The organism is Microbacterium sp. PMB16 (genome assembly GCF_051294855.1).
Lineage (GTDB): Bacteria > Actinomycetota > Actinomycetes > Actinomycetales > Microbacteriaceae > Microbacterium.
In genome coordinates this window covers 367273-379327 of the sequence record NZ_CP145908.1, presented here as the reverse complement: position 1 = coordinate 379327, position 12055 = coordinate 367273, and the positions used below count along the sequence as shown (strand labels likewise).

Annotated in this window: 11 protein-coding genes; 5 read left to right on the top strand and 6 right to left on the bottom strand. The window is 70.8% G+C overall.

The annotated features are described in order from the left end of the window. From V5D55_RS01950 to V5D55_RS01930, 5 genes are read right to left on the bottom strand one after another with little or no spacing between them, the layout of a single operon-like run. Window positions 1-1029: a hydrolase gene (locus V5D55_RS01950; protein ID WP_435747117.1), complete on the bottom strand. Its 1029-nt coding sequence runs from the start codon at window positions 1027-1029 to the stop codon at window positions 1-3. Further along, the gene (locus tag V5D55_RS01945; protein WP_435747115.1) at window positions 1029-1880 is read right to left on the bottom strand and encodes a tryptophan 2,3-dioxygenase; all 852 of its coding nucleotides are present in this window, start codon (window positions 1878-1880) and stop codon (window positions 1029-1031) included. Before V5D55_RS01945 ends, V5D55_RS01950 begins: the two co-directional genes overlap by 1 nt. A gap of 30 nt (window positions 1881-1910) precedes the next feature. Continuing rightward, on the bottom strand, window positions 1911-2117 hold the full coding sequence (locus tag V5D55_RS01940; RefSeq protein WP_435747113.1) for a hypothetical protein: 207 nt from the start codon (window positions 2115-2117) through the stop codon (window positions 1911-1913). Between the two features lie 5 nt (window positions 2118-2122). Further along, window positions 2123-3862 carry an amidase gene (locus V5D55_RS01935; RefSeq protein WP_435747111.1) on the bottom strand — a complete coding sequence of 580 codons (1740 nt, stop codon included), beginning with the start codon at window positions 3860-3862 and terminating at the stop codon, window positions 2123-2125. Next, window positions 3859-4902, bottom strand: coding sequence for an agmatine deiminase family protein (locus V5D55_RS01930; RefSeq protein ID WP_435747109.1), 1044 nt, complete (start codon window positions 4900-4902; stop codon window positions 3859-3861). Before V5D55_RS01930 ends, V5D55_RS01935 begins: the two co-directional genes overlap by 4 nt. A gap of 80 nt (window positions 4903-4982) precedes the next feature. Between V5D55_RS01930 and V5D55_RS01925 the strand changes: the two genes are divergently transcribed. The 4 genes from V5D55_RS01925 to V5D55_RS01910 all read left to right on the top strand — a co-directional run bounded on the left by V5D55_RS01925 (window position 4983) and on the right by V5D55_RS01910 (window position 10586). After that, window positions 4983-5636 carry a TetR/AcrR family transcriptional regulator gene (locus V5D55_RS01925; protein WP_435747107.1) on the top strand — a complete coding sequence of 218 codons (654 nt, stop codon included), beginning with the start codon at window positions 4983-4985 and terminating at the stop codon, window positions 5634-5636. Next, window positions 5633-7006 carry a pyridoxal phosphate-dependent decarboxylase family protein gene (locus tag V5D55_RS01920; protein ID WP_435747105.1) on the top strand — a complete coding sequence of 458 codons (1374 nt, stop codon included), beginning with the start codon at window positions 5633-5635 and terminating at the stop codon, window positions 7004-7006. The genes V5D55_RS01925 and V5D55_RS01920 overlap by 4 nt, the downstream gene beginning before the upstream one ends. Before the next feature lie 206 nt (window positions 7007-7212). Beyond that, on the top strand, window positions 7213-8856 hold the full coding sequence (locus V5D55_RS01915) for an ABC transporter transmembrane domain-containing protein (RefSeq protein WP_435747103.1): 1644 nt from the start codon (window positions 7213-7215) through the stop codon (window positions 8854-8856). Further along, window positions 8853-10586 carry an ABC transporter ATP-binding protein gene (locus V5D55_RS01910; protein WP_435747101.1) on the top strand — a complete coding sequence of 578 codons (1734 nt, stop codon included), beginning with the start codon at window positions 8853-8855 and terminating at the stop codon, window positions 10584-10586. Before V5D55_RS01915 ends, V5D55_RS01910 begins: the two co-directional genes overlap by 4 nt. 99 nt (window positions 10587-10685) lie before the next feature. Here V5D55_RS01910 and V5D55_RS01905 read toward each other — a convergent pair whose 3' ends face one another. Next, window positions 10686-11210 (bottom strand): TetR/AcrR family transcriptional regulator, encoded by a 525-nt coding sequence (locus V5D55_RS01905; RefSeq protein ID WP_435747099.1) that lies wholly within the window; start codon window positions 11208-11210, stop codon window positions 10686-10688. Window positions 11211-11291: 81 nt separating this feature from the next. Here V5D55_RS01905 and V5D55_RS01900 point away from each other — a divergent pair, with 81 nt between their 5' ends. Beyond that, window positions 11292-12002: an MBL fold metallo-hydrolase gene (locus tag V5D55_RS01900; RefSeq protein WP_435747097.1), complete on the top strand. Its 711-nt coding sequence runs from the start codon at window positions 11292-11294 to the stop codon at window positions 12000-12002. Window positions 12003-12055 lie beyond the last annotated feature (53 nt).

Sequence of the window (12055 nt, the reverse complement as noted above, 5' to 3'; positions counted from 1 at the left end):
TCACACCTTCAGGTCGGCGGGGCTGAGTCGGCGGGCGCGGAGCGGATCGGCGTCGCCGGGGAGGAGGAAGAGAGCGGATGCCGGATCGCGTGGATCGGCCGGGGCGAGTAGTCGCAGCAGGTCGAGGCCGTCGATGCCCGACTCGCGCAGGGCGGCGATCTCGCGCGGGTTCAGGCCGACCGGGGTCGGGCCGTTGCCCATGTCGGTGCCGTAGAGCACGATGCCGCCGGCGGCATGGAAGCGGCGGACGTTGTCGACCGCGGTGCGGTATTCGGCGCCGTCGTGGATCGCGAGTGTCGAGATCCAGGTGACGGATGCCGCCTGCTCGGCGATCTCGTCGTCGGTGAGGCGCTCGGTGAACGGGGCATGGGCGAGGGTGGTCGCGCCGAGGCGGGCGGCGCGCTGCGCCTGACCGGGGCCTTGCGTGTGGACGACGACAGGAAGGCTTCGTTCGGCGGCGAGGTCGATGATCGCGCGGAAGAGGTCGTCGTCGAACACCGGACTGGCGTCGCTGTTGCTCGCGAGCTTGATGAGACTGGCCCCGGCTGCGGCCATTTCGGCGACGGCGGCCGCAGCTTCTTCGGTGCTCGCGACCTCGCGGAACGAACCGGCGGGCGCCCAGTCGCGGTCGGACGGATAGCCGCCTGGCGGGGTGAGGAAGGCTCCCGCGAACTCGATCGCGACCGGGGGCGTGCACAATTCAGCAAGAACTTCAGCGGGCTGACCCGGACCCGGTGCTGAGGGGCGGCCAGGCGAAGAACTGACTGAATCGTGAACGGCCAGCCGGGCGATCGCCTCGGGATTCGCGCCGAGGTCGACCACGCGACCGAGCACCGAGTCGGTGAGCAGCGTGTGGTCGACGAGCTGCAGGTGCACGTGGTGATCGGTGAAACCGCCCGTGATCACGCCGTCGAGGCGCGGAAAGTCGTCCGGCACGGCCACTTCTCGCAGCAGCATCCGCCCGCCGTCGCCGATCTCGACGACGCCTTCGCGCCATCCGCCGCCGTCGAAGAAGGTCGCGGCCTTCATCAGCCGCCGATCTCCGTGCGCACCGTGTAGAGCTCGGGGAAGAACGTCAGGTCGAGCGCGCGCTGCAGGAAGCCGACGCCGCTGGAGCCGCCGGTGCCGACCTTCATACCGATCGTGCGGGCCACGGTCTTCAGGTGCCGGAATCGCCAGAACTGGAAGTTGTCCTCGAGGTCGACGAGGTCCTCGCACGCCTCATAGAGATCCCAGTTGTCCTGGTGGTTCTGGTAGATCTCGCGGATTGCCGGCACGAGTTCGGGCGTCTCGCGGTAGGGCTCGCGCACGTCGCGCTCGAGGATCGCGGCGGGCACGGGGAGTCCGCGGCGCGAGGCGTAGCGGAGGAACTCGTCGTACAGCGTCGGCTTCTCCCACTCGGCCGTGAGCAGCGCGAGGTTCGCGGGGTGGTCGGCGAAGACGCTGAGCATCTTCTCGTTCTTGTTGCCGAGCGCGAACTCGACGGCGCGGTACTGCACGGACTGGAAGCCGGACGAGTTGCCGAGCGCGCCGCGGAACTGGGCGTACTCGGTCGGGGTGAGCGTCGCGAGGATCGCCCACTGCTGGGTCATCACGTCTTGGATCTTCTTGACCCGGGCGATCCGCTTCAGCGCGTCGCGGAGGTCGTCGCTGGCGAGCAGCTCGCGAGCCGAGGAGAGCTCGTGCAGCAGCTGCTTGAGCCAGAGCTCGGTGGTCTGGTGCTGGATGATGAACAGCATCTCGTCGTGGTGCTCCGGCACGCTCACCGGGCGCTGCGCCGTGAGGAGCTGATCGAGGGCGAGGTACGACCCGTAGGTCATCTTCCCGGACAGGTCCGTGACGATGCCGGATTCCAGCGCGCGCTCGTTCTCTTCGCTCATTCCCCGAACATATCAGTTACGTGGCGAGCGTCATAGATCTGAAATGTCGCGCTGGTGCTTTCTCACATAGGCGCGCTCGCGGCGCGGACGGCTGCCCTCGACCACGGAGCTGATCACGACGCCGGTCAGGGCATGGACGACGTACCCGATGCCGAACACCAACACGGCCGGGATGGCGATCGTCACAGGCAGCAGCGGCCCGATGAGGAAGACCAAGAGGATCGAGCCGTTGTCCATGCGGCTCAGCGTAGGTGCCGCCGCGGAGAACTCGCCGAGAGTCTCGGGGTCCGCGACGGAGGCGTGCGGCGTGTGCCCGGAGCGCCGGACGCCTCGAACGCCGCGGCGAGTTGCAGCAGGCGGTTGTCGTCGTAGGCGCGGCCGGCGAAGGTCAGGCCGATCGGCATCCCGATGTCGGCCATCAGCCCCATCGGCACGGTGACGGTCGGGATGCCGAGGTGTCGCACGACCAGGTTGCCATTGGCGATCCACGTGCCGTTGCGCCAACCGAGATCGGCGGATGCTGCGTCGACGTCCATGTCCGCCGGTCCGACGTCCGCCACTGCGGGGAACACGACCGCGTCGAGGCCGAGCTCGTCCATCCACTCCTCGAGATCGAGGCGCCGCGTCTCCTCCAGCCCACGCAACCCGTCGGCGAGCTCCGGCATGTCTTCGAATCCGACGCCGGGGTGGGCGCGCACCCAGTCCGGGTACTCGGCGATGTCGTCGTCGAAGCCCGTGTACCGGTCGGGGAGAGCTCCCTCCGGCTGCGGGAAGATCGTGGCACCGTCGACGTCGGCGAGAGTGTGCAGGGCTGGATCGCCGTTGGCCTGCAGGAAGTCCTCCCACCCCAAGGCCGAGAGGTCGACGATCTCGCGGTGCAGGTACTCCGAAGACACCAGTCCGCGCGTCATGACGGTCGGCGCTCCGGGGCGATCGCCCTCGTAGTTCGACACGACGGGGAAGTCCACCTCGACGACGGTCGCTCCGGCCGCTTCGAGGTCTCGGCGTGCCGCCTCCCACTGCGCGATCACGGACGCCCGCGTCTCGATGCGCTGGCCGGTCGGGCCGCCGATTCCCGGGGCGTCGCCTGTTCCGGCATCCGGATCGGCGTTGATGTACATGCGCGGGATGCCGATGCGCGCGCCGTCGAGCGACGCGTCCGTGGCCAGCGCACGATACGACGGGGGCCGAATGGCGGATGCCGCGGGAAGCGCGATCCACGGCTGTGCCCGCCAGAAATCGCCCCGGGTCTCGGCGTCGTCGGCGACGATCACGTCGAGCACCTCGAGCAGGTCGGCCATGCTGCGGGCGTGCGGCACGACGACGTCCATCGTCGGCACGAGGGGCCAGTTGCCGCGGGTCGAGATCACACCGCGCGAGGGGGTGTAGGCGCAGAGGGCGTTGTTGGTCGCGGGGCCGCGTCCGCTCGACCAGGTCTCCTCGCCGAGTCCGAAGGCCGCGAAGCTCGCGGCCGTCGCCGTTCCCGATCCGTTGGACGAACCCGAAGCGAAGGGGGCGGTCAGGAAGTCGGCGTTGTACGGGCTCTCGGCGCGGCCGTAGACGCCGCGCTGCATGCCGCCGTTCGCCATCGGGGGCATGTTCGTGAGTCCGAGGCAGATCGCACCGGCGGCGCGCAGGCGCTCGATCGTGAACGCGTCGCGCTGGGCGACGAGGTCCGCGAAGGCCGGGCTGCCGGCCGCCGCGGTGAGTCCTTCGACGAGGTAGCTGTCCTTCGCCGTGTACGGGATGCCGTCCAGCGGGCCGCGCGTCTCGCCACGCGCCCGGCGGGCATCGGATGCCGCGGCCTCCGCGCGCGCCGCCGGGTTCGCGACGACGACCGCGTTGAGAGCGGTCTCCGTGTCGGGTCCGTCGTACGCGGCGATGCGGGCGAGGTAGGCGTCGACGAGCTCGACGGAGCTGGCGGTGCCCGCCTCGAGCGCGTGGCGGAGGTCGGCGATCGTGGCTTCGACGACGTCGATCATGAGTGCGCACTCCCGAGCGATGGCTGCTGCTGCGTGATGCAGTGGATGCCGCCGCCGCGGTCGAACAGCGGGCGGGCATCGACCGTCACGACGCGACGCCCCGGATACACGTCCGCGAGGATCGCTCGCGCCGCAGCATCCGCCTTCTCGTCGCCGAAGCCGCACGCCACCACGCCGTCGTTCGTGACGAGGTGGTTGACGTAGCTCCAGTCCACGAAGCCCTCGTCGTCGCGGAGGGTCGCCGGGGCGGGCAGCCCGATGACCTCGAAACGGCGCCCCGCGGCATCCGTCTGCTGCTCCAGGTGCGCGCGAAGCTCACGCGTGACGGCGTGGTCGGGGTGGTCGGGGTCCTGCTGGTCGTGCAGGAGGAGGCGACCGGGCGCGACGATCGTCGCGACGATGTCGACGTGGCCGTTCGTGCCGAAGTCGTCGTAGTCGCGGGTGAGGCCACGGGGCAGCCAGACGGCCTTCGTGGCACCGATCGTGCGGAGCATCTCGGCCTCGACACGGGCCTTGTCGGCGAACGGGTTGCGCCGCGGGTCGAGCTGCACTGTCTCGGTGAGCAGCACGGTGCCCTCGCCGTCGACGTGGATGCCGCCGCCCTCGTTCACGAGCACCGAGCTGACGAGCTCCGCCCCGACGGCGTCGGCGACGATGCGGGCGTGCTCGGCGGCGAGGCGCCATTCGGCCCAGTCGGGTGCGCCCCAGCCGTTGAAGATCCAGTCGACCGCGCCGAGCACGCCGGGGCGCTCGTCGTCGACGACGAAGGTCGGGCCGGAGTCGCGCATCCAGAACTCGTCCACCGGTGCCTCGATGATCTCGATGCTGCCGCTGAGCATGCGTCGTGCGCGGTCGAGCTCTGCCGGATCGACGAGCATCGACACCGGCTCGAACTCGGCGACGGCGTTCGCGACGGCCGACCAGGTCGCGTAGCCCTCTTCGCGCTCGGCGGCGGTCTCGCCGAGTGTCTGTCCTTCGGCGGGGAACGCCATCCAGGTGCGATCGTGGGGGGCGGTCTCGGCGGGCATGCGCCAGCTCATGGTGATCTCCTCGCTGCTGACCTGCTCCACAGCATCCGCGCTATTGAACACATGATCAACGGGTGCTACGGTAGCCCTCGATGAACACGACGTCAAGAGCACCCGCATCGCGGCGGATGCCGCCGGAGGAGCGCGAGCGCTCGATCGTCGACGGCGCCGTCGAGATGGCGCGGGCGAAGGGGATCGACATGCTCACGGTGCGCGCGATCGCCGCCCACGTCGGAGTGACGCCCGCACTCGTCGCCCACTATCGCCCGGTCATGGACGCGTTCGTCGCCGAGGTCTTCGGTGCGATCGTCGCCGCCGAACGCGACGAGGTGCTCGACGAGTTCTCGCCCGCGGGCGGACTGCGCGTGAGTCTGCAGCGACTGGTCGAGACGCTGCTCGACGGATCCCGCGACGACGTCGCCCTGGTCTGGGTGCAGGCCTGGTCGCTCGGCGTGCGCAACGAACCGCTGGGCGAGCGCGTCCGCGCCGAGATGGACCTGTGGCAGAGCCGGCTCGAAGAGGTCATCGCCCGGGCGGCATCCGAGGATCCCGACGACACGGCCGACCCGGCATTCGCCGCCTGGATGCTGCTCGCCATGGTCGACGGGATGAGTGCCCACTCCCTCGTGAAGTGGGCGCCCCGCGACCGAGCGGATCTCGCCCGCCGCACGGTCTCCGCCGTGGTCGACCGCCCAGAAGTCGTCATCCGAAGCCGCACGACCCGAACAAGTGAGGAACGCCCATGAGTGCTGACCGTATGCACGCCGCGTCGCCCGAGTCGACCGCGATCGTCGATGCCGTGCTCGACTACTCCCGGCGACGGATGCTCGCGACCGACGTGCCGCTCGACAAGCCGCAGACCGAAGCCGAGCTCAACCGCCTGATCGGGGCGACGATCACGGATGCCGGGCTCGGAGCTTCGCGCGCACTGAGCCTGTTCGAGCACGTGCTCGCACCCGCGTGCCTGACGACCAGCCACCCGTTGTACCTGTCGTTCATCCCGACCGCGCCGACCATGGCGGCGATCGCGTTCGACCTGGTGGTCTCGGCATCCGGTCTCTACGGCGGCAGCTGGCTCGAGGGAGCCGGGGCAGTGCACGCCGAGAACGAGGTGCTCTCGTTCCTCGCCGCGGAGTTCGGGCTGCCCGACACCGCCGGCGGCGTATTCGTGCAGGGCGGCACGATCGGCAACCTCTCCGCGCTCGTCGCGGCACGGGAGGCCGCGAAGGCCCGCCTGGTCGCCGCCGGCAAGGAGCTGCCGACGCGCTGGAAGATCGTCTGCAGCGTCGAGGCGCACTCCTCGAACAAATCGGCTGCGCGCGTGATGGATGCCGATGTGCTCCTCGTCCCGGCCGGTGACGACGGTGTGCTGCGAGCGGATGCCGTGCGTGAAGCGCTCGCCGCGCACGGCGACGAGATCTGCGCGGTCGTGGCGACCGGCGGCTCGACGAACTTCGGCATCGTCGACGACATCGCCGGCATTGCGGCGCTCAAGGACGAGTTCGAGTTCTGGCTGCACATCGACGGCGCCTACGGGCTCACCGCGATGCTCGCCCCCGAGGCGCGGCCGATCTTCGCCGGCGTCGAGCGCGCCGACTCGGTGATCGTCGACCCGCACAAGTGGCTGTTCGCGCCGTTCGACTGCTGCGCCCTGATCTACCGAGACCCCGACAACGGTCGCAGGGCCCACACCCAGCACGCCGAGTACCTCGACATCCTCACCGACGTCGACGAGTTCAGCCCGTCGGACTATTCGATCCAGCTCACCCGGCGCCCGCGCGGACTGCCGATGTGGTTCTCGCTCGCGACCTACGGCGTCACCGCGTATCGGGATGCCGTCAGCAGCACGCTCGCGCTCACGAAGCGGATCGCCGTCGAGATCGCTCGGCGTCCGAAGCTGCGGCTCGTGCGCGATCCGCAACTGTCGGTCGTCGTCTTCGAGCGCGAGGGCTGGGCGCGGGCCGACTACGACCGGTGGTCGGCGGCCCTCCTCGACTCGCAGCGGGCCTTCGTGGTGCCCAGCTCGCACGCCGGGCGACCGAACACGCGCTTCGCGATCCTCAACCCGCTCACGACCTTCGACGACCTGGTCGGCATCCTCGACACGATGAAGTAGGTCGGTTCGGCGTCCCGATCTGCGCACGTGGGCACGATCTGCTCACGAATCCGGCGGATCCCTCCGCAGATCGGGACAAGGTCCGCAGATCGGGACGCGCGGGTACGGGCCGCCGCCGGTCCGCGTACGGGCCGCCGCCGGTCCGCGGCCTCTCCGAGCGTCGGCTAGGTTGGTAAGGTCACCCTTACCAGCCCTCCAGGAGTCGCATGTCCCGCCGTTCCGACGCTGCTCCCATCGCCACCGTCGGAGGAGTTTTCCGGGAGGCCGTCTGGGGGAGAGGGCGCCGCGCTCGCGCCGCCGTCTCGATCGCAGGATTCTGCAGCCACCAGCTCGCCGAGGTCATGGTCCCGGTGGCCGTCGGCGTCGTGATCGACCGGGCCATCGCGCCCCACGATCCGGTCGCGCTGGCGTGGGCGCTGGGGTTCCTGGTCGTCGTGTTCGCGCTGCTCATCTGCGCCTGGCAGCTCGGCGATCGCGTCGGCACGGTCGTCTACGCGCGCGGCGAGCACGTGCTCCGGCAGGGCGTGCTCGGCCTGGCCCTGCGTCGCCGCACGCGGCGCCCGGCGGGCGAGGTCCTCTCGATCTCCTCTTCGGATGCCGGTGAGACGGCCGGCTTCTTCTGGGTCGTGGCCGAACAGGCCGCCGCGGCGACGGCCGTGATCGTCGCCTGCGTCGCTCTGCTCGTGATCGCGTGGCCGCTCGCGCTGGCCGTGGTCGTCGGCACACTGGTGCAGGCGCTCGTCATCAACGCCGTCAGCGGAGGGCTGCGGCGTCGAGGATACGAGGCGCAGCGGCAGGCCGCCCGGCTCGACGCGGTCAGCACCGACTTCGCGACCGGGCTCCGGGTGCTCGGTGCCCTCGGTGGCGCGGCACGCGCGACCGACCGGTACGTCGCCGAGAGCGCGGTGGCAGCGCAGGCGGCGTATCGGGCCGAGAAGGCCGCGGCTGCCCTGACCGCCCTCAACCTCGTCGTCAGCGGGCTCGCCTTCACCGGCATCGCGATGCTCGGCGGATGGCTGGCGCTGGACGGGGCGATCACGATCGGTGGCTTCGTCACCGCCATGGGGCTCGCGCAGACGATCCGCGGGCCGCTGGAGACCCTCGGCTACCTGCCAGCGGAGATCGCCTCGAAGCACGGCTCGGCGACGCGTATCGCCGAGTTCTCGCAGGAGGCGGGAGTGCCGGATGCTGCGTCGGATGCAGTGGCGGATGCTGCGCCGGATGCTGTCGCGGACGCGGCATCCGATCCGACAGTGGGCGACGCCGACGTCGTCGCCCGCGTGCTCGTCGACGGGCGGCGCATCGACATCGCCGGCGGCGAGGTCACCGGCATCCGAGCCGATCCCGATCGCACCGCCGATCTCGCGCTGCTGTTCGGCGGCCGACGGGAAGCCGCCGCAGGCGAGCTCGTGGTCGACGAGATCGACGCCGCGCACCTCGGACGGAACGGCCTGCGCGCGCTGGTCTTCGCCCCGCCGCACGATGCTGCGGTGTTCACAGGATCTGCCGCCGACAACATCGCCGAGGTCGTCGAAGACGCGCATCTCACGGCATCCGCGTTCGACGAGGTCGTGCACCGGCTCCCGGACGGTCTCGACGAACGCATCGGCGAACGCGGCCTCCGGCTCTCGGGCGGGCAGCGGCAGCGGCTGCTGCTCGCACGCGCCCTGCATCAGCCGCAACGGCTGCTGGTGCTGCACGAGCCGACCACCGCGATCGATCCGATCACCGAGGCGCAGGTCGCGGCAGGGCTCGCGGCGGAGGGGCGCACGATCGTGCTGCTCACCGACCGCGCCTCGCTGCTGTCGGCGTGCCACCGCGTGCACGATCTGAGAGGGGCACGCGCGTGAACGACGACAAGCTTCCGATCGCGTCGGGTCGAGACACCGCGCGCGGACTCTTCGCCGCGTTGGGCAGGCGACGCGGCCTCACGGCGTTCGCGCTGATCACGCTGTGCGCCGGAGTCGGCGCCGCGCTCGTGGCCCCGTGGATCATCGGCCTGCTGGTCGACGACATCACCCGCGGTGGGGGCTCCCTGCTGCCCTTCGGCCTCGCGCTCGTCGGCTCGCTCACCGTGGGGGCGGCACTCACCTGGGCGGGACGCGTGCTGCTGGCGCGCCTCGGCCAGGGGACGATCCGCGAAGTCCGTGAGGCGGCCTTCCGCGCGGCGCTCGCGCAGCCCACCGCCCGTATCGAGGCGGCGGGAACCGGAGACCTCGTCGCCCGTCTCTCCGGAGACGTCCGCGCTGTCGGGCGGGTCGTCGAGGAAGCCCTCCCGGCGTTCCTCGCGGCGCTGTTCGGGATCGTGCTGAGTCTCGCCGGAATGGGCCTGCTCGACTGGCGGTTCGCGCTCGCCGCACTCCTCGCCGCCCCCATCCAGTACCTCGCGCTGCGCCGGTTCCTGCGGAGGTCGGGTCCGGTCTACCGCACGCACCGCGCGGTCGTGGCCGAGCGCGGCCAGCGCACGATCGAGGCGGTGCGCGGAGTCGACACCGTGCTGGCCCTCCGCACCGAGGAGCGGCATCTCGACGGCATCGCGGAGGTGAGCGAAGAGGCCATCGGGCTGGAAGTGCGCGCGACCCGGGTGCGCAACGACTTCAACGTCTTCCTCAACGGCGCCGAGCTGGTCGGGCTCTCCGCGGTGCTCCTGGTCGGCTACTTCCTGGTGGCCGACGGCCAGGTCGGGCTGGGCGCCGCCACTGCCGCCGCCCTGTACTTCCTGGGACTGTTCGGCCCGATGGGGACGTTGCTGTTCCGGATCGACGAACTGCAGGATGCCGGGGCCAGCCTCGCGCGTCTGTTCGGGGTGATCGGGCTGCCGTCGCCGACTCCGCGAGCGGGCGCCGCGTCGCAGCGGCAGGGCGCGATCGCGGTCGACGGGCTCGGGTTCCAGCATCGGCCAGGCCAGCGCGACCTCGATGCCGTGTCGATGTCGGCTGCGCCGGGCGAGAAGATCGCGGTCGTCGGCGCGAGCGGCGCGGGCAAGACGACGCTCGCACGCGTGGTCGCCGGTGCTCTTCCGGTCGGCGAGGGCGCGGTGCGGCACGACGAGGTCGAGATCGCCGAGTGGCATCCACATGACCTCCGCGACGCTGTCGTGATGCTGACGCAGGAGCCGCACGTCTTCGCCGGCTCCATCCGCGACGACCTCGCCCTCTTCACCGACGCCGACGAGGAGCAGATGCGCGAGGCGATCGTGCAACTCGGCGCGGACTGGATCCTCGCCCTGCCCGAGGGGCTCGACACGGTCGTCGGAGAAGCAGGTCTGCCGCTCACGCCCGGTCAGACGCAGCACCTCGCCCTGGTGCGGGTCGCGCTCGCCGCAGCATCCGTCGTCATCCTCGACGAGGCGACCGCCGAGGCCGGATCCGCCGACGCCGAGCTTCTCGATCAGGCGGCGCTCGCCGCGATCGGGGAGCGCACCGGCATCGTGATCGCGCACCGGCTCAGCCAGGCGGTGAGTGCCGACCGGATCCTCGTGATGCACGACGGACGGATCGTGCAGTCCGGCACGCACGCCGAACTGGTCGCGGTGCCCGGACCGTACGCGAAGCTCTGGGAGGCGTGGACGGCGTGGTGACACCCGACGGATCGCGGAGGTCTTGACGAATCGCGGAGCCGATCGAGGAGATCCGTCCGCGAAACGTCATCGAGTCCGTGATTCGTCGTCGATCCGACGTCAGGCCGTGAGCCCGGCGACGATCCGGCGCAGTCCGTAGTCGAAGGCGCGGTCGACGTCTCCGCCGAGCCGGAAGGCGCCGGAGAGCTCCATCTGCAGGAATCCCGTCGCCCAGGCCGTGAAGAGTCGGGCCGCGTCCAGGGCGTCGTCGTCTCCGACGAGGGCGGCGGATGCCCGGATGACCGGCGCAGCCGAGCGCTGCAGGGCGGCGTGCGGCGCCGCGGCGCTGAACATGAGCCGGAAGGCTTCGGGCTGCTGCTGGGCGAAGGACCGGTAGGCGCCCGCGATGTCGGTGAGGTCGGCATCCGCGGCATCGAGGCGCGCGGTCAGCTCGTCGATCACCGACTCGGCGATGGCCGACAGCAGGGCGTCGCGGTCGCGCACGCGCTTGTAGAGCGACGGAGGTCGCACGCCGACGCGGGTGGCGACCGCCTGCATGGTCACGCCCGCGGGTCCTGTCGCGTCGAGGATCTCGCGACCGGCGGCGACGATCTGCTCGAGCGAGGTGCGTTCGGGTGTGGGCATGAGGTCTCCTTGATGGCTATTGACAATAGCCATGATAGCTACGTATCGTAGCCATCGCAATCATCCTCGGAAGGATCCCGCATGAAGCTCGCACCGCACCTGCACCGTCTCGGCAATGACATCGTCGCGTCGTATCTCGTCGACCTGCCCGAGGGGATCACACTCATCGACGCCGGGCTCCCCGGGCACTGGCGCGACCTGCAGCGCGAGCTGGAGGAGATCGGTCGGCCGCTGTCCGACATCCGTGGACTCGTGCTGACGCACGGCGACGGCGACCACATCGGATTCGCCGAGCGCCTGCGCCGGGAAGCCGGCGTGCCGGTGTTCATCCACGCGGCGGATGCACACCGCGTGCGCACGGGGGAGAAGCCGAAGACGCCCATGGGGCCCGCACGGCTCGGACCGACGCTCGGGTTCTTCGCCTACGGCATCCGCAAGAACGCCCTGCGCACACCGCACGTGAGCGAGGTCATCGAGGTCTCCGACGGCGACGTGCTCGACCTGCCAGGGGCGCCGGCGATCGTCGGGATGCCGGGGCACTCGCCGGGCAGCGTCGCCGTGCACGTGCCTGCCGCCGACGCGGTCTTCGTCGGCGACGCGCTCACCACCCGCCACGTGCTCACCGGCAAGGTGGGGGCTCAGCCGGCGCCCTTCACCGACGAGCCCGACACCGCCTCGTCGTCGCTGAAGCGCCTGGCTGGTGTGACCGCGTCGTGGGTGCTGCCCGGCCATGGAGCCCCGTGGCACGGTTCGCCCGCCGACATCGCCGCGGCCGTGCGGGCATCGGGCTGATCCCGGGCACGATTCGCTCACGGTGTCCCGATCAGCGGATGCTTTCGCAGGAT